This window comes from Streptococcus didelphis DSM 15616, from assembly GCF_000380005.1.
Lineage (GTDB): Bacteria > Bacillota > Bacilli > Lactobacillales > Streptococcaceae > Streptococcus > Streptococcus didelphis.
On the sequence record NZ_KB904188.1, the window covers coordinates 260,589 to 278,866 of the forward strand.

General features: G+C 37.5%; 16 protein-coding genes and 1 tRNA gene. 12 read left to right on the forward strand and 5 right to left on the reverse strand.

What is annotated here, in order from left to right; translation table 11 throughout:
* The first annotated feature begins 115 nt into the window (after positions 1-115).
* Together A3GU_RS0101390 and A3GU_RS10595 are read left to right on the forward strand one after the other, a co-directional pair.
* The gene (locus tag A3GU_RS0101390; protein WP_018365747.1) at positions 116-1,669 is read left to right on the forward strand and encodes a zinc ABC transporter substrate-binding protein AdcA; all 1,554 of its coding nucleotides are present in this window, start codon (positions 116-118) and stop codon (positions 1,667-1,669) included.
* A 214-nt stretch (positions 1,670-1,883) separates the two neighbouring features.
* Positions 1,884-2,978 carry an LPXTG cell wall anchor domain-containing protein gene (locus tag A3GU_RS10595; protein ID WP_018365748.1) on the forward strand — a complete coding sequence of 365 codons (1,095 nt, stop codon included), beginning with the start codon at positions 1,884-1,886 and terminating at the stop codon, positions 2,976-2,978.
* A 173-nt stretch (positions 2,979-3,151) separates the two neighbouring features.
* Here A3GU_RS10595 and A3GU_RS0101400 read toward each other — a convergent pair whose 3' ends face one another.
* From A3GU_RS0101400 to yghU, 3 genes are all read right to left on the reverse strand, one after another.
* Positions 3,152-3,412: a type B 50S ribosomal protein L31 gene (locus tag A3GU_RS0101400; protein ID WP_018365749.1), complete on the reverse strand. Its 261-nt coding sequence runs from the start codon at positions 3,410-3,412 to the stop codon at positions 3,152-3,154.
* Between the two features lie 113 nt (positions 3,413-3,525).
* Complete coding sequence (locus A3GU_RS0101405; RefSeq protein ID WP_018365750.1) at positions 3,526-4,458, reverse strand: DHH family phosphoesterase; 933 nt, start codon at positions 4,456-4,458, stop codon at positions 3,526-3,528.
* 160 nt (positions 4,459-4,618) lie between these two features.
* A complete protein-coding gene (gene yghU, locus A3GU_RS0101410; RefSeq protein ID WP_018365751.1) occupies positions 4,619-5,398 on the reverse strand; it encodes a glutathione-dependent disulfide-bond oxidoreductase in 780 nt (259 codons plus the stop codon).
* 199 nt (positions 5,399-5,597) lie between these two features.
* Between yghU and A3GU_RS0101415 the strand changes: the two genes are divergently transcribed.
* The 3 genes from A3GU_RS0101415 (at position 5,598) to A3GU_RS0101425 (ending at position 7,671) form a co-directional block, all read left to right on the forward strand.
* Positions 5,598-6,047: a flavodoxin gene (locus A3GU_RS0101415; RefSeq protein WP_018365752.1), complete on the forward strand. Its 450-nt coding sequence runs from the start codon at positions 5,598-5,600 to the stop codon at positions 6,045-6,047.
* A 117-nt stretch (positions 6,048-6,164) separates the two neighbouring features.
* Complete coding sequence (locus A3GU_RS0101420; protein WP_018365753.1) at positions 6,165-6,449, forward strand: chorismate mutase; 285 nt, start codon at positions 6,165-6,167, stop codon at positions 6,447-6,449.
* Positions 6,442-7,671 (forward strand): chloride channel protein, encoded by a 1,230-nt coding sequence (locus A3GU_RS0101425; RefSeq protein WP_018365754.1) that lies wholly within the window; start codon positions 6,442-6,444, stop codon positions 7,669-7,671. Before A3GU_RS0101420 ends, A3GU_RS0101425 begins: the two co-directional genes overlap by 8 nt.
* A 63-nt stretch (positions 7,672-7,734) precedes the next feature.
* Here A3GU_RS0101425 and guaD read toward each other — a convergent pair whose 3' ends face one another.
* Entirely contained in the window at positions 7,735-9,093 is a 1,359-nt protein-coding gene (guaD, locus tag A3GU_RS0101430; RefSeq protein ID WP_018365755.1) for a guanine deaminase, read from the reverse strand.
* 314 nt (positions 9,094-9,407) lie between these two features.
* Between guaD and rplS the strand changes: the two genes are divergently transcribed.
* The 6 genes from rplS to ezrA all read left to right on the forward strand — a co-directional run bounded on the left by rplS (position 9,408) and on the right by ezrA (position 15,898).
* A complete protein-coding gene (gene rplS / locus A3GU_RS0101435; protein ID WP_018365756.1) occupies positions 9,408-9,755 on the forward strand; it encodes a 50S ribosomal protein L19 in 348 nt (115 codons plus the stop codon).
* A 249-nt stretch (positions 9,756-10,004) separates the two neighbouring features.
* Positions 10,005-10,076 (forward strand) — tRNA-Arg (locus A3GU_RS0101440).
* 113 nt (positions 10,077-10,189) lie between these two features.
* On the forward strand, positions 10,190-11,407 hold the full coding sequence (locus A3GU_RS0101445; RefSeq protein WP_018365757.1) for an FtsW/RodA/SpoVE family cell cycle protein: 1,218 nt from the start codon (positions 10,190-10,192) through the stop codon (positions 11,405-11,407).
* Between the two features lie 102 nt (positions 11,408-11,509).
* Positions 11,510-12,070: an HAD-IA family hydrolase gene (locus tag A3GU_RS0101450; RefSeq protein WP_026216407.1), complete on the forward strand. Its 561-nt coding sequence runs from the start codon at positions 11,510-11,512 to the stop codon at positions 12,068-12,070.
* Positions 12,070-14,022 carry a DNA topoisomerase (ATP-hydrolyzing) subunit B gene (gene gyrB / locus A3GU_RS0101455; RefSeq protein WP_018365759.1) on the forward strand — a complete coding sequence of 651 codons (1,953 nt, stop codon included), beginning with the start codon at positions 12,070-12,072 and terminating at the stop codon, positions 14,020-14,022. The genes A3GU_RS0101450 and gyrB overlap by 1 nt, the downstream gene beginning before the upstream one ends.
* Before the next feature lie 151 nt (positions 14,023-14,173).
* Positions 14,174-15,898 (forward strand): septation ring formation regulator EzrA, encoded by a 1,725-nt coding sequence (gene ezrA / locus A3GU_RS0101460; RefSeq protein WP_018365760.1) that lies wholly within the window; start codon positions 14,174-14,176, stop codon positions 15,896-15,898.
* Positions 15,899-16,114: 216 nt separating this feature from the next.
* Here ezrA and A3GU_RS0101470 read toward each other — a convergent pair whose 3' ends face one another.
* Positions 16,115-16,567, reverse strand: a complete 453-nt coding sequence (locus A3GU_RS0101470) for a YueI family protein (RefSeq protein WP_018365762.1) — start codon at positions 16,565-16,567, stop codon at positions 16,115-16,117.
* Between the two features lie 220 nt (positions 16,568-16,787).
* On the opposite strand from A3GU_RS0101470, the gene eno reads away from it, so the two are divergent.
* A complete protein-coding gene (eno, locus tag A3GU_RS0101475; protein ID WP_018365763.1) occupies positions 16,788-18,095 on the forward strand; it encodes a surface-displayed alpha-enolase in 1,308 nt (435 codons plus the stop codon).
* The last annotated feature ends 183 nt before the right edge of the window (positions 18,096-18,278 follow it).

Here is an 18,278-nt window from a genome sequence, read left to right on the forward strand (position 1 = left end):
GGTAGGGAAGCTTGCCTTGTTTTTTTAGCTAAAAAGAGTAAAAACTTGCAAAAAAAAAGTAAGTTTAGTATACTTAACTAGTTAAAAATTAACTAGTTAATGAAAAGGAGACGACATGAAGAAGAAAATTCTTTTAATGATAAGCATGATCGGAATGACTTCTGCTTGGCAGTTAAGTCAAGCTCAACCAGTCCAAGCAAAAGAAAATAAAGTCAAGATTATGACGACATTCTACCCAGTTTACGAATTTACCAAGGGTGTTGTTGGCAATGAAGCAGACGTTTCCATGCTGATGAAGGCAGGAACAGAGCCTCACGATTTTGAACCTTCTACTAAAGACGTTAAGAAAATTCAAGACTCAGACGCCCTAGTATACATGGATGATAATATGGAAACCTGGATTCCAGAAGTTAAAAAATCCATTAAGTCTGACAAACTTGACTACATTGAAGGAACTGGCAAGATGATTCTAGCAGCTGGTTCTGAAGAAGGTCATGACCATGATCATGGTGACGCTGATAAAGACCATGACCATGATAAAAAACATGAAGGACACAGCCATGCCTATGATCCCCATGTTTGGCTATCACCTTACCGTAGTATCACAGTAGTGGAAAACATTAGAGATTCCCTCTCTAAAAAATATCCTAAAAAAGCCGATGTCTTTAAAACCAATGCTCAAAAATACATTGAAAAATTAAAGGAATTAGACTCAGAATATGCCCAAAGCTTATCTCAAGCTAAACAAAAAAGCTTTGTAACACAACATGCTGCTTTTGGTTATATGGCACTAGATTATGGGTTAAACCAAATCCCTATTAATGGTGTAACTCCAGACTCTGAACCTTCTGCTAAGAGAATTGCAGAGCTTTCAAAATATGTCAAGAAATATGATATTAAGTACATTTACTTTGAAGAAAATGCTTCTAACAAGGTAGCCAAAACCCTTGCTAAAGAAGCAAATGTTAAAGCAGTTGTTCTAAGTCCTTTAGAGAGCTTAACGGAAAAAGAAATGAAAGACGGTGAAGACTACTTCACAGTCATGCGTGAAAACCTAAAATCTCTTAAATTAACAACTGACCAAGCTGGTAAAGAAGTTGAACCAGAAAAAGACACTGCTAAAACAGTCTACAATGGCTACTTCAAAGATAAGGACATCAAAGACCGTAAGCTAACAGACTGGTCAGGCAAATGGCAATCAGTATACCCATATTTACAAGATGGTACCCTCGATCAAGTCATGGACTACAAGGCTAAAAAATCAAAAGGTAAAATGACTGCCCAAGAATACAAGGATTACTATGCTAAAGGTTATAAGACAGATGTAGATGCCATTACTATTAATGGCAAGAAAAACACCATCACTTATAGCAGAGATGGCAAGAAAAAGACCTATACCTACACATATGCAGGTAAGGAAATCTTAAACTATGAAAAAGGTAACCGTGGTGTCAGATACTTGTTTGAAGCAAAAGAAAAAGACGCTGGTGAATTTAAATACATTCAATTCAGTGACCACGCTATTGCCCCTCAAAAAGCTGAGCATTTCCACCTTTACTGGGGCGGTGATAGCCAAGAAAAACTTCTAAAAGAGCTTGAACATTGGCCAACTTACTACCATTCTGATTTATCAGGACGTGAAATTGCCCAAGAAATCAATGCCCACTAAGCTAACCCCCTCCTAAATCAAAGACAGGCCAGCTCTTAAGCTAGCTTGTCTTTTTCTTTTATATTAATTTTAATAAATAACTTATTTTTTAACCTAATTTTTAATTTAATTTTAAAAATGTGAATTGCATATATATATAGAATTGCATATATATACTGATTACTGCGCTTATAAAACGATAAGTTTTTAGATTAAAGAGAAAGTAGACAGTAATATGACACAAAGAAAACAATTAGCAAAACGTTATGGACTTGCCCTAGCAACAGTGGCAGTCTTTGCCTCAGCCGGAATTGGAAGTACAATACAGGCGGAAGATAATCTAGATTTAAAAGATTCTGAGCTAATGAAAAAACAGCTAGAAATTAAATTAAGTAAGTATCCAAATGCAACAGAAAAAATTCCTTATTATAGTGGCTTGCTTGGTATACAAAAATCAGACTTAAAACAATATCTTGTAGAACTTGAAAGTTATTTAAAAGACTATTTACAGTTAATAAATGAAGGTATTGGGACACCAGGGCCTCAAGGCCCGATAGGTCCCGCCGGGAAAGATGGAGAAGCCGGACCACAAGGATCACAAGGACCTGCTGGGCCTGTGGGTAAAGATGGCATTAATGGTGAAAAAGGCGAACCTGGTAAAGATGGTATTAATGGTGAAAAGGGAGACAAAGGCGACCAAGGCGAACCTGGTGCTATGGGTCCTGTAGGTCCTGCTGGAAAAGATGGTAAAGACGGTCAGCCAGGTAAGGATGGTGCCCAAGGACCTAAGGGAGATAAGGGTGAGACCGGCGCTCCTGGTGCAAAAGGTGATAAGGGCGACAAAGGTGACCAAGGTATTCAAGGCCAAAAAGGTGACAAAGGCGACCAAGGTCAGTCCTTGCCACAAGAAGCTTCTAAAAAAGAACTGGATAAACCTCAAACAGAAGAGCCAAAAACTCCAGAACTTCCAGAAGAGCCAAAAGTACCTGAACTACCACAAGTCCCAGACACTCCAAAAGCACCTGAACTTCCTTTAAAACCAGAAAGTCCTAAAGAAGAACCTAAGACATCTGAGTCAGCTTCTTCAAAAGCTCAAGCTCCACAAGCTTCTCAAAACCTTACAGACACTAAGGTAGAAGAAAAATATCAGACTATGACAAGCTCTTTTGCAAAACCACAAGAGCAGACACAAACTTCTGCAGCACAAGCTAAAGCAAACCAACTCCCAGCAACTGGCGATTCAAAAAATCCCTTCTTCACAGCTGCTGCAATGTTTGTAATAGCTGGAGCAGGAAGCTTAGGATTACTTCCAAACTTTAAAAGAAAATAAGGTCCCTAAAACTTATTATTCCTATAAGATCATTAGCAAGAAGCTATGATAAGCCTAAACCCTTAGAAGATCCTTTCTAAGGGTTTAGGCTATGTGTGCGTTTAGCTCTTAAGGTAAAAAAGCAGTAAAAAACCACTTCCAGAAGTAGAAGTGGTAATCTAACAGAGTCTTGCTTATTTTGCAGCGTTTTCGTCTTTGAGACCGTATTTTTTGTTGAAACGATCGACACGTCCGTCTGCTTGAGTGAATTTTTGACGTCCAGTATAGAATGGGTGTGAATCTGAAGAGATTTCAACACGGATAAGTGGGTAAGTTTCCCCTTCAAACTCAACAGTTTCTTTACTTGATCTAGTAGAACCGCTGAGGAATTGGTAACCTGTAGTTGTATCTAAAAAGACAACTGGACGATAATCTGGATGGATGTTTTTTCTCATCTTTACAATATTTCCTTTCTGCCATGGCACTTGTGCCCCATAGTTATTAACTAAACCAGTGTAACAAAATATAGAGCCTTTGACAAGTGTTTTCTACTATATTTTAGAAAAAATTAGGACAAAAGGTCAATCATTTCTTGAAAAATCTGATCATTTTCCGCTAGACTATAAGAATTCGCCCCACTGGCCAGCGGATGCCCTCCCCCTTCATGCCTTTTGGCAATCTCATTAATGGGTTTATCTTTACTCCTCATGCGCACCCGATAGTGACCATCTGCTTGCTCAACAAAGATAGCCCAGCTTTGCACGACATCAATTTTCCCCGGAGTTGAGACAATAGCAGAGCTTTCTGCATCACTGACACCAAAGGACTTTAAAAGGTCCTGACCTAGCACAATCCGAGCAGCTCCGCTATTATCGATAGCTAAATGCTCAAAAACATAGGCCTGTAATTTAGCAATTTTAAAGGGAAATGAATCCATCTGGCGAGAAATAGCAGCAAAATCAAAGTCAAACTGACGTAATTGACTAACAATAGCAAAGGTCTTGCTAGTAGTAGCCGAGTAGAGAAAACGCCCCGTATCACCAACAATCCCAGTGTAGAGTAAGCTTGCTGCCTTATCAGTAAGTTTTAAGTGGCTGGAAAGAGCAAAATCAGCAATAATCTCACTGGCACTTGAGGCCTTTGTATCCACCAGACAAATATCCCCATAAAGGTCATCATTAGGATGGTGATCAATCTTAATAAGGTATTGGCCCTTTAGATACCTGTCATCATCAATGCGAGGGCTGTTAGCAGTATCTGTCACAATGACTAGGGCCTCTGCATAATCCTGATCGCTTACCTGGTCCATTTCGATCATCCAAGTTAGGCTAGGCTCATCTTGACCAGTGATGAGAACCTTTTTTTCTGGGAAATTATGAGCAATAATTTCTTTTAAACCCGCCTGACTGCCAAGTGCATCGGGATCTGGATTTTTATGACGATGAATGATGATGGTTTGATAATGGTTTATCTTTTCTAATAGGGATTGGTAAATGGACATATACTTGCTAAGTCTCCTTATATAATGGGTTGATAGTGTCTCTTGGTTTCTTAGTATTATACCATAAATCAAGCAAACTTACTTCTTGGATAAATCAGAAAACCACCCCAAAAAACAAGCCAAGTAAGCTCACTTTTTGAGGTAGTTGAGGTTTAAACACTTAATCAATTGTTCCTAGTTCTATCTGGCTGGCTCTTTTAACAGCAGGTCTTTGACTAATCTTTTCTGCCCAAGCCTTGAGATGCTTGTAGGAATTAACATCTAAGAATTGAGCAGCATTGTCATAGAGTTTATCCTCGACAAGCTGGCCATACCAAGACCAAATAGCCATGTCAGCAATAGTGTACTTTTCTCCAAGCATGTAGTCCTGCTTTGCTAAATACTTATCTAAAAGGTCAAGCTGGCGCTTTGCTTCCATAGTATAGCGATTAATAGGATATTCTAGCTTTTCTGGTGCATAATGGAAAAAGTGACCAAAACCACCAGCTAGAAAAGGGGCAGCTCCTGTCTGCCAAAATAGCCAGTTAAGGACCTCAGTACGTTTTTCAAGTTCAAAATCCATGAAAAGCTGAAATTTTTCTGCCAAATAGAGTAAGATATTAGCTGATTCAAAGACCCGAATGCCCTTACCCTTAGAAAGGTCCAAAAGAGCAGGTATTTTAGAATTGGGATTAATCTTAACAAAGTCACTGCCAAATTGCTGACCTTGGCTAATATCAATTTTGTAGGCATTGTAGGAAGCATCTGCTATGCCTAATTCCTTCAATTCTTCAAACATAATAAGAGGCTTAAGTCCATTAGGAGTAGCAAAGGTATACAGTTGAAAAGGAGCCTCACCTTGGGGGAGTTTTTGCTGGAAACGACTTCCAGCAGTATCTTGATTTAGGGAATTAGCATCAGCTGTATTTTTCCATACAGGAGGTAACTTATAATCTGACATATGACTCACCTAACTTTCTACTTATTTATACTGCCATCATATCAAATTCAAAAGTAGAAAACAAAAATTTGAAATGGCTAAAAAGGAATAGCCAGGATGAAGAGCTGGCCATTTAGTAGAGATTAAGTCGGCTTTGCTAGTGATTTTCTAAAAAAAGTGTGTTAAAATAAATAGAATTTAGTTGTTTTTGGAGGAGAATATGGCATTAGCAAAAATAGTCTATGCCAGCATGACAGGAAATACTGAAGAGATTGCTGATATTGTCGCTAATAAATTACAAGAATTAGGACATGATGTTGAAATTGATGAATGTACCACGGTAGATGCTTCAGAATTTGAAGATGCTGACATAGCCATTGTGGCAACCTACACTTATGGTGATGGGGACTTACCAGATGAAATTGTTGACTTGTATGAAGACCTACAAGATTTAGATTTATCAGGAAAAATATATGGTGTTGTGGGATCTGGTGACACTTTTTATGATTATTTCTGTAAATCTGTGGATGATTTTGAAGAACAATTTGCAATGACAGGAGCTAGCAAAGGTGCAGACTCTGTCAAGGTTGATTTAGCAGCTGAAGATGAAGATATTGATAATCTAGAAGCATTTGCAGAAAAAATATCTGAATCTCTTGATTTTCTATAAGTCTTTTAGTCTTGGGCTTACATGTTGGTTACTGAAAATGTCAAGCTAAACCTTGGCATTTTTTGACGACTTGTTTTATGAAATACAGTAATGATTTAGTGAGAAAAGAGGTAAGAGATGTCTATAGAATCCTTGAGAGTAGAAATAGATGATATTGATGGTAAGCTAGTAGCCTTGCTTGAGAAAAGAATGGCCCTGGTTAAGCAAGTAGCCAGCCTTAAACAAGACCAAAAGCTAGCTGTTCTTGATTCTAATAGAGAGCATGAAAAGTTAAGCCAAGTAGCAATTTTAGTAGAAAATCCCCTCTACCAAGAGGCAGTAGTAGCAACTTTTCAGTCTATTATGGACCATTCACGCGCCTTCCAAAAGCAGCAAATAAGTGGGAAAAGTCTAGATGATTAATTGTTTAGAGAGTATGAGGCCCAAGCACAGGTCTATCACAGAAATGTTTTTAATTGCAAGTTTAGCCTTGCTGATAGGTCTAGTTGTGGGAGCTTTAGATTTTATTTTTGGTAGTGTTTTGTTAGTCCTATCAGATTTTAGGGATGATAATCTCTTGCTAACTCTTCCATTTCTGCCTTTTGTGGGTCTATTTATCATTTTTATTTACCAGCATTTTGGCCAAGGGTCTGACCAAGGAATGTCCTTGATTTTTGATTTAGGACAGGGAAGAAAAACAGAACTGCCCAAAGCCTTAATTCCTCTTGTGATCTTAAGTACCTGGCTTACCCACTTATTTGGTGGCAGTGCTGGACGCGAGGGAGTAGCTGTTCAAATCGGAGCAGGAGTAGCTTATTATGGCCAAAAAATGGGGAAGATTCCTAATGCCTCAAGGCTCTTTATTATCTGTGGGATGGCTGCTGGTTTTTCTGGTTTATTTCAAACGCCCATGGCTGCCAGCTTGTTTGCCTTAGAGGTACTTGTGCTAGATAGGATTCCTTTTAAGGCCCTTCTTCCTGTCGTGATTGCCTCTTTCACAGCAAGCTTTAGCTCACATTATCTGGGTTTAGAAAAATTCTCAATGCCTCTAGGAGAAAAGACTAATCTAAACCCACAATTAATGCTTAAACTTGTCCTACTAGGACTTATCTTTGGGCTAGTTGGTAATCTCTTTGCACTTGGCTTGAAATGGCTTAAAGGCTTTTTAGCTCAAAAATTAGCAAATCCCTACCAGAGAATATTTCTACTTGGATTAACCTTAAGCCTAGCTTTATTTCTCTTATTTTGGGGCCGTTATAGTGGTCTTGGAACAAACCTTATTAGCCTTGCTTTTAGGGGACAAGAAATTTATGCTTATGATTGGCTTTTGAAATTAGGACTTACCATTGTGACGATTGTAGCAGGTTTTCAAGGTGGCGAGGTGACACCACTTTTTGCCATAGGGGCTAGTCTAGGCAGTTTTTTAGGACCTTATTTTGGGATTTCCTATCAATTAGCAGCAGCTCTAGGTTATTGTGCAGTATTTTCTAGTGCTACCAATACTTTTTTTGCACCTATTTTTATAGGTCTGGAAGTTTTTGGCCCTAATCAGATCAGTTCTATCTTTATTGTAGTAGCCTTTTCTTATATGCTAAACAGAGAAGTATCTATTTATGGTAAGCAAAAAGGACCAGAGCTCATCTAACCTTTAAGAATAGAAAAACTAGTAAGATAGTAGTCTAAGCTGTCTTACTAGTTTTTTTATGATTTAGTCTCTGCTATGAACCAGCTGACCTTGGACATAGACTTTTCTGATATTTTCTGGAGTAGTTAGGTATAGGATTTTCTCAAGGATTTGTTGGGGTTTGATAAAGATGTTGAATTGGTCAAGTTTGTTATGGTCAATAGACATATCAATGACTTGTAAATCACAAATTTGCCCCACTTCAAAAGTTCCTACTGGAATATCCAAGGCTTCCCCTCCACCACGAGTAGCGAGATAAAAGGCTTCAAGAGCAGAAATGCGAGAAGAAGCTAGACCTCTTTCTTGAGGACTTTTGGCAGGATCTACCCCATCTTCTAGCATGCGAGATGAGACAACAGCATGGCGAAGATTATCATAGAGACTTGGGGTAAAGCCAGCAGAAATATCAGTTCCAAGACCGATTGTTACCCCTCGTTCTTTTAGGCGTTTGACAGGGAGAACAGCATTAGCAAAGTAGGAATTTGACAAAGGACAGTGGCCGATAGCAGTATGATTTTTAATAAAGATATCCGCACCCACCTCATCTAAAAAGTTGCAATGGGCCATGACTGATTTTTTCCTTAATAAGCCAAAACTTTCAAGTACCTCGGCATCTCTTTTACCGAAACGTTCTTTTACAAAATTATCCTGCCAGTCCCCTTCAGAACAGTGAGATTGTACATGGACATCATATTTTTGGGCTATTTGTCCCAGGCCTCTAAGGGCTTCATCAGTACAGCTAGGAACAAAGCGAGGGGTTACAACAGGGTAAACCCCTTGTTTCACATTTTTGGCGAGCTGACGGACATCTTTAATGAATTTTTCGGTATTGGCAAGAGCTATCTCTGTACTTTCATCACGATAGAAGTCTGGACAGGTATTTTTATCATCCATGACCACCTTACCGACGAAAGCCCTTTGGCCTTTATGGGCACAAATTTTAGCCAATTCTAAACTAGCCTCATTATGAATAGTTGCAAAATATAAAACAGTAGTAGTTCCACGAGCTAGTAGGGTCTTAACTAGGTCTTGGTAGACTGTCTTAGCAAATTCGATATCTTTATAGCTGGCTTCCAAGGGGAAGGTGCATTCATCAAGCCAGATATTGAGAGGATCATCTAAGGAGACCCCAACTTGAGGCCATTGGGGAGCATGGACATGAAGGTCTATAAAGCCAGGCAAAAAGTATTGTCCAGCCTTTAATTCTTCGACCAGGCCATCTTGTCTAGCCTCTTTCAAAAGTTGATTATAGTTAGAATCTTCTTTTCTTACTAACTTTTCAATAATACCATTAGGGTTGACTTCAATTAAGGCGTCCTCAATAAATTCCATCTTCCCATAGCTTGGGGTATGAAACAGTGAACCTTTAAACAGAGATTTCATTTTTTACTCCTTAGAATAAGAATTATGTCACAATAAGTTATTAAAGTAATATTATAACAATATGTTAAGTTTATTATATCATGATTGCTAGGAATGTCATTATTTCTTTCTAAAAAACTTTTTATTTTCAAGGTAATAAGTAAGGGGAAAATAGTTAGCAAAGTTTAAGCACCGTAAAGGAGTTTTTCCAGAAGAAGTGCTTTACTTTTTTAGCCAGATATGATATGATGAAGTTCGTGTGTAATGGACATACAAAAATTAAAGCTAATCCGCTGAGACAGGTACTTAAGATTAGTAAGATAGGAGAATATAAAATGAATCCATTAATCCAAAGTTTGACTGAAGGTCAACTTCGCTCTGATATTCCTGCGTTCCGTGCTGGTGATACTGTTCGTGTTCATGCAAAAGTTGTTGAAGGTAGTCGTGAACGTATCCAGATTTTTGAAGGGGTTGTTATTTCCCGCAAAGGTCAAGGAATTTCAGAAATGTACACAGTTCGTAAAATGTCAAGCGGTATCGGTGTTGAACGTACTTTCCCAATCCACACTCCACGTGTAGCTAAAATTGAAGTGGTACGTTACGGTAAAGTCCGTCGTGCTAAACTTTATTACCTACGTGCATTACAAGGTAAAGCAGCTCGTATTAAAGAAATCCGTCGTTAATTTTAATTGTTTAGCCTTAGATGAGCTGAAGAGCTTAAAATCGACAGTAAAAAGAAAACTACCAGTCTTATTTATTACTGGTAGTTTTTTTGTGCCTTGCTCTCCTTAAAGGAGAAAGTTCTAGTAACTCATGCTTAATATAAAGAACTCGTCTTGAAATAAGAAAGTTGAGAGAAAGCCATAAAGACTAAAGATTTAATCTTGCATTTCAGCTTTTTCTAAGCTACAATAATAAGGTAATGAAATTTAGGCCCCTTAGTTCAATGGATATAACAACTCCCTCCTAAGGAGTAGTTGCTAGTTCGATTCTAGCAGGGGTCATTGAATGATACATCATCTGGCCAACTAGTTGGCTTTTTTTCGTCCACAATCGTAAAAAAAGGAAAATGTTTTACGAATAGTTATATAGAATGACAAGTTTAAGAAGGTAAAAGATGGTTCTTCATAAAAATAGAAGTCTCGATAATAAAATAGACTACACAATTATTACACCCGTATTTTTTCTCATCATCATTGGTTTGGTATCTGTTTATGTAGCCATAAATCATGATTATCCTCATAATTTATCAAAGGTTATGGGTCAGCAGGTTTTATGGATTATATTTGGTTCCATTTTTGCCTTTACCCTCATGTTTTTTACCACCAAGTTACTATGGAAACTAACCCCATGGCTCTATCTCTTGGGCCTTGGTTTAATGGTCCTTCCTTTAATCTTTTATAGTCCTCAATTGGTAGCTACGACTGGCTCCAAAAACTGGATAGCCTTGGGTTCAGTTACTCTATTTCAGCCTTCTGAATTTATGAAAATGTCATATATTCTAGCCCTAGCTCGCCTAACAGTATGGTTTAAAAGTAAGGGACACTTACCCACTTTGAAAAACAACTGGAAATTATTAGGAATCTATATTCTGGTAACTATTCCCGTAATGATTTTTTTGGCCCTGCAAAAAGATTTTGGTACGGCCTTGGTTTTCCTAGCTATACTAGCAGGAGTAGTACTTATTTCAGGCATTTCTTGGTGGATTATTCTGCCTATTACCCTTATTTTTGTGTTACTAATCACTAGTTTTTTTGTGATTTTTATGTTACCTCAAGGTAAGGATTTATTATTTAAGCTAGGTATGGATGGCTATCAGATGAATAGGATTTCAGCCTGGTTGACACCCTTTGATTTTTCTGAAAGTATTGCTTATCAACAAACTCAAAGTATGATTTCTATTGCTAGTGGTGGCTTTTTTGGCAAAGGGTTTAACCATATTGATTTATCAGTTCCTGTTCGTGAAAGTGATATGATTTTTACAGTAATTGCTGAGAATTTTGGCTTCTTAGGTGCTTCCTTGTTACTTATCTTGTATTTGCTTCTCATTTATAGGATGTTGAAGGTTACCTTTGCTTCTAACAATCTCTTTTACACCTATATTTCCACAGGATTTATCATGATGATTCTCTTCCATATTTTTGAAAATATCGGTGCAGCAGTAGGGATATTGCCTTTAACAGGGATTCCTTTGCCCTTTATTTCTCAAGGAGGATCTTCCTTAATTTCTAATCTTATTGGGGTAGGTTTGATTTTGTCCATGAATTATCAAAATATCCTAACAAGAGAAAAAGATGACGAGCTTCATTTACGTAGAAGTCATAAATATTACTAAGATTGTTTAGATGGCTAGCAGGCCCTAACTTGCCCATTTAGGCAATCTTTTATTTTGTATAAAAACTGTAAAAATACATTAATTTATGTTATAATTGGGCTTATGGATTATCAAGATTATATTTGGGATTTGGGTGGAACTTTGCTGGATAATTACAAGACATCCACTCAGGCATTTATTAAAACTTTGGAAGAATATGGACTTTCTGCCAGCCATGATGCTGTCTATAAAAAATTAAAAGAATCAACAGAGAATGCTATTTTAGCATTTGCGCCCCAGCACCCAGACTTTTTAAGTCGCTATAAAGCTAATGAAGCAGAGCTCTTAGCTCATCCTATCTGGGTTGAAGGCGCACAAGAAGTCCTCAGCAAGATTGTTGCTTTGGGGTCACGGAATTTTTTAGTCTCCCACCGTAATCAGCAAGTCCTAGATTTGTTGGCAGAAGCAGACCTATTACCCTTATTTACAGAAATTATAACTTCCTCAAATGGTTTTGCAAGAAAACCTAATCCCCAAAGTCTCTTATACTTAAAAGAAAAATATCAGCTTGACAAGGCTCTTGTTATTGGTGATAGACACATTGATATTGAGGCAGGACGAGCAGCTGGTTTTGATACCTTGCTTGTTGAAGAAAATAAATCCCTATTGGAGATAGTAAATTAATGATTGAAAATGATAAAAAGTTAGAAGACAAAGCTCAAGAATATGATGCCAGTCAAATCCAAGTATTGGAGGGGCTAGAGGCAGTTCGCATGCGTCCAGGTATGTATATTGGTTCAACCTCTTCAGAAGGCTTGCATCACCTGGTTTGGGAAATTGTCGATAATTCGATTGATGAAGCCTTGGCTGGATTTGCATCACATATTGAGCTATTTATTGAAGTAGATAACTCTATTACTGTTATTGATGATGGACGTGGAATTCCAGTTGACATTCAAGAAAAAACAGGTCGACCAGCTGTGGAAACTGTTTTTACTGTTCTCCATGCAGGAGGAAAATTTGGTGGAGGCGGCTACAAGGTTTCTGGTGGCTTGCATGGCGTTGGTTCATCCGTAGTAAATGCTTTGTCATCTCAATTGGATGTACGTGTCTATAAAAATGGTCAGATTCACTATCAGGAATTTAAACGTGGTCAGGTCTGTGATGATTTAGCTATTATTGGAACTACAGATAAGACTGGTACAACTGTTCACTTTACTCCGGACCCAGAGATTTTTACGGAGACGGTGGTTTTTGATTTTGACAAATTAGCTAAGCGTATTCAGGAATTAGCTTTCTTAAATAGAGGACTGAGAATATCTATTAGTGATAAACGTCCAGGTATGGAACAAAAGCAGGACTTTCACTATGAAGGTGGGATTGCTTCTTATGTTGAATACCTAAATGAAAAAAAAGAAGTTATCATTGAGTCGCCAATCTATACTGATGGTGAAATGGATGGCATTGCAGTAGAAGTTGCTATGCAGTACACAACAGGCTATCATGAAAGTGTTATGAGTTTTGCTAACAACATCCATACCCATGAGGGTGGAACCCATGAGCAAGGTTTTAGAACAGCCCTTACCCGGGTTATTAATGATTATGCCAAGAAAAATAAGATCTTAAAAGAAAATGATGATAATCTGACTGGAGAAGATGTGCGTGAAGGCTTAACAGCTGTTATCTCTGTTAAGCATCCTAATCCACAGTTTGAAGGGCAAACCAAAACCAAGCTAGGTAATTCAGAAGTTGTTAAAATTACCAATCGTTTGTTCAGTGAAGCCTTCCAGCGTTTTCTCCTTGAAAATCCTCAAGTATCTAAAAAAATTGTTGAAAAAGGAATTCTGGCTTCTAAGGCCCGTATTGCTGCTAAGAGGGCCCGTGAAGTTACACGTAAAAAGTCAGGTCTTGAAATTTCCAACCTTCCTGGGAAATTAGCTGACTGTTCTTCAAATGATGCCAGTCAAAATGAGCTTTTCATTGTGGAGGGGGATTCTGCTGGGGGTTCTGCTAAGTCAGGACGTAACCGTGAATTTCAGGCTATTTTACCTATCCGTGGTAAGATTCTAAATGTAGAAAAAGCTACTATGGATAAAATCTTAGCTAATGAAGAAATTCGAAGTCTCTTTACTGCTATGGGAACAGGCTTTGGTCTTGATTTTGATGTTAGCAAGGCAAGATATCAAAAGCTAGTCATCATGACAGATGCCGATGTTGATGGTGCCCATATTCGGACCCTTTTGTTAACCCTAATCTATCGCTTTATGAGACCAGTCTTAGAAGCTGGCTATGTCTATATTGCCCAACCTCCTATATATGGAATCAAGGTGGGAAGTGAGATCAAACAATACATTCAACCTGGAGTAAATCAGGAAACTGAACTAAAAGAAGGTCTTGAAAAATATAGTGTTGGCCGTTCTAAGCCTTCTGTTCAGCGTTATAAAGGTTTAGGGGAAATGGATGATCATCAATTGTGGGAAACCACTATGGACCCTGATAACCGTCTAATGGCAAGAGTAACAGTAGATGATGCTGCTGAAGCAGATAAGATTTTTGATATGTTAATGGGAGATCGGGTAGAACCTAGACGTGAATTTATCGAGGAAAATGCTGTCTATAGTACCCTTGATATTTAGTCAAATATTTTTTGAAAACCAATTTAAAGTATGTTATAATCGTAACGTTATAGTGTATTTTTTATAAAATTTAATAAAGTCGATTAATTACTATGGAACATTCAAATGAACTAGCATGTGATAAATCGCATCAAATAATAAGGAGACAAAGATGTCAAGCGGAATTATCTTGCTAATTGTAGCGATAGTCCTTTTAGTGATTATTGCTTATCTAATTGGCGTAATTATTCGTAAACGAAATGATTCGTTAATTACCAATTTAGAAGAAAGAAAAGAAAAGCTTTTTGCTTTACCAGTCAATGATGAAATTGAAGATGTGAAATCACTTCATTTAATTGGTCAAAGTCAAATATCATTTAGAGAATGGAACCAAAAATGGGTAGATTTGTCTCTCAACTCATTTACAGATATTGAAAATCATCTTTTTGAAGCAGAACGACTAAATGACACCTTCAATTTCATTCGTACTAAAAATGAAATCAATAATGTTGAAAGTCAGTTAAATCTAGTTGAAGAAGATATCAAGTCAATTCGTGAAGCATTAAATGTTCTGAAAGAACAAGAAGAAAAGAACAGTGCACGGGTGACACATGCTCTTGACCTTTATGAGGGCTTGCAAGACTCTATTACTAGAGATAAGGATAGCTTTGGTTCAACTCGTTCTGAAATTGATAAACAGATGCAAAATATCGAGGCAGAGTTTTCACAATTTGTTACCTTGAATTCTTCTGGAGACCCAGTTGAAGCATCTGAGATTTTGGATAAGGCAGAAGAACATACGATTGCTCTAGGACAGATTACAGAGCAGATTCCTGCTATTGTTACTAAGCTTGAAAAGGACTTTCCAGATCAATTAGATGATTTAGAGTCTGGTTACCGTCGCTTGTTAGAAGAAAATTATTATTTTCCAGAAGATAATATTGAAAAAAGATTCCAAGAAATTAGGGAGTCTATTAGAGCTAATGCCTCAGAGCTTATTAGCCTTGATTTAGACCGTGCAAGAGAAGAAAATACACATATCCAAGAACGCATTGATACCTTATATGATTTATTTGAACGTGAAATCAATGCCTATAAAGTATCTTACAAAAACAGTAAAAAACTCCCAGCATACTTAAGTCATGTAAAAGGAAATAGTGACTTACTAAAAGCTGAATTGGCACGTTTGTCCCATAAGTATATTTTGAATGAAAATCAAAGTATGTCCGTTAAAGCTTTTGATAAAGACATTGCTGATGTTGAGGAGAATGTATTAGGTCTGGCTGAGAATTTCAAAGATCATGACAAGCCATATTCTGAGCTTCAAGTCATTTTTGATAAAGGCCTCAAAACCTTACAAGCAGTAGAATCAGGACAAATTGAAGTCTTTGAAGCTATTAAAAATATTGAAGGTATTGAAGATAAAGCACGTGAAGATGTTGAACTCTATGTGACCCAGTTGCATATGATTAAACGTTTTATGGAAAAACGGCACCTGCCAGGTATTCCTCAAGATTATCTTAATATTTTCTTTACGACTAGTAGCCAACTTGAGGCCCTCATGGATGAACTAAGTAAAGGTAAAATTAATATCGAGGCTATTTCTCGCTTGTCTGATATTGCCACAGCTTCTATTACTAACTTAGAAGATTGTACCTATCAGGTTGTTGGCAATGCCACCTTGTCAGAGCAATTGTTACAGTATTCTAATCGCTACCGTAGCTTTGAACCAGGTGTTCAAAATGCCTTTGACATTGCTATGCATTTGTTTGAGGATGAATACAACTATCAAGCAGCCTTTGATGAAATTTCATATGCCTTAGAAACTGTTGAACCAGGTGTAACCAACCGTTTTGTTACTTCATATGAAAAGACCAGAGAAAGAATTCGATTTTAAAACAAAAGTTTGAGATTATCTCAGGCTTTTTTCTTTGGTCTCCTTTTTTCCAAGTAGAAATAAAGAAGCAGGTCAAGAACTGTCAGAATCCACAAACTCAGAAAGCTCTGCTATTTCCAAAAAAGAGAAAATCACTAAAAACTAGTTTAAAAAAAGACTTAGTATTAAAATACCAAGTCCCAGTTTTTAAATCTTTATCCATACTCATACTAGCTCCTAATCTCCAAAGAGATTATGCCAGAAAGAGGTTTTTTTAGGTTTGTCATCACTTTTGTCGACTTCATTTTGGGTCATTGAAGTGGTAATCGAGGTTTCATCGAGGTTAACAGCATGGTCGGTGTGGAGGACAAGAGCAAAGGGAGAGTTTGCACTTGATTCATCAATGATGGTGGAAGGAATTCCCTTTTTGCTAGCTAGCTTCATATAGAACATTTGGTATTGGGAGTCTAGTTCAGAAGAAAGTTTTAAAGAAAGAGGTTGATAGTCTTCAACAATATTAGGCAAAAGACGCTCAAATTCTAATTTGGCAATATCTTCTTCAATGCCTTCTAAGGGGATGGTTAATAAGACCCGTTCCGAAAAGGTACCCAAATAGTAACGTTGCTGGTCAGGGTTTAATCGTTGTTCTCCTAAAGCGCTTTTCAAAATTTTGTGATCTAGTGAATCCATAAAGACCTCCTAAGTAACTTTACCTGTATTATACTTATTTTTTAGCAAGAAAGCTATTAAAATCTCTATTTAACCTATTAAAGTGAGTTTCAGAAAAAAGAAAATACTTTCTTGAAAACCATTCAATATTTTCAAAGCCTTGCTTTTTAAGTTGAAAATAGAGCTAGTTTGTGGTATTATTAACATGTAAAAAATTAAAACTCATAAGGAGACTATTATAATGTCAATTATTACTGATGTTTACGCTCGCGAAGTCCTTGACTCACGCGGTAACCCAACAATTGAAGTAGAGGTTTATACAGAAGCAGGTGCTTTCGGACGTGGTATGGTTCCTTCAGGAGCATCTACTGGTGAGCATGAAGCAGTAGAACTTCGTGATGGCGACAAATCTCGTTACCTTGGTCTTGGTACTCAAAAAGCAGTTGACAACGTTAACAACATTATCGCTGAAGCAATCATCGGTTTTGATGTTCGTGATCAAGAAGCTATTGACCGTGCAATGATTGCTCTTGATGGTACTCCTAACAAAGGGAAACTTGGTGCTAACGCTATTCTTGGTGTGTCTATTGCCGTAGCTCGTGCTGCAGCTGACTTCCTTGAAGTGCCTCTTTACAACTACCTTGGCGGTTTCAACACTAAAGTGTTACCAACACCAATGATGAACATCATTAATGGTGGATCTCACTCAGATGCTCCAATTGCCTTCCAAGAGTTCATGATCATGCCTGTTGGTGCTCCAACCTTCAAAGAAGGATTACGTTGGGGTGCTGAAGTATTCCACGCCCTTAAGAAAATCCTTAAAGAACGTGGTCTTGTAACAGCTGTTGGTGACGAAGGTGGATTTGCACCTAAGTTTGAAGGAACTGAAGATGGTGTTGAGACTATCCTTAAAGCTATTGAAGCAGCTGGTTATGAAGCTGGTGAAAATGGTATTATGATTGGTTTTGACTGTGCATCATCAGAATTTTACGATAAAGCACGCGGTGTTTACGATTATACTAAATTTGAAGGTGAAGGAGCAGCTGTTCGTACATCTGCAGAACAAATTGATTACCTTGAAGAATTAGTAAACAAATACCCAATCATCACTATCGAAGATGGTATGGATGAAAATGACTGGGATGGTTGGAAAGCTCTTACAGAACGTCTTGGTAAACGTGTACAATTAGTTGGTGATGACTTCTTCGTTACAAACACTGACTACCTAGCACGTGGTATCAAAGAAAACGCTGCTAACTCAATCCTTATCAAGGTTAACCAAATCGGTACTTTGACAGAAACTTTTGAAGCTATCGAAATGGCTAAAGAAGCTGGTTACACTGCTGTTGTATCACACCGTTCAGGTGAAACTGAAGATTCAACAATCGCTGATATCGCAGTTGCAACAAATGCCGGACAAATCAAAACTGGTTCATTGTCACGTACAGATCGTATTGCAAAATACAACCAATTACTTCGTATCGAAGATCAACTTGGTGAAGTTGCTCAATACAAAGGACTTAAATCATTCTACAACTTAAAAAAATAATTTGATTATTTAAAAGCTATTAAACATGATTTTAAACACTCTAGAAAAATACCTAGGGTGTTTTTTCTACGGCATACCCGTCATACAGAAAAAATAGCACTTCTTAAAAGTTGCTATTTCTTGCTTACTGAACTTATCTATTAATTCCTTTATTTTAATAAAAAACTTATTTTAAAGCTAATT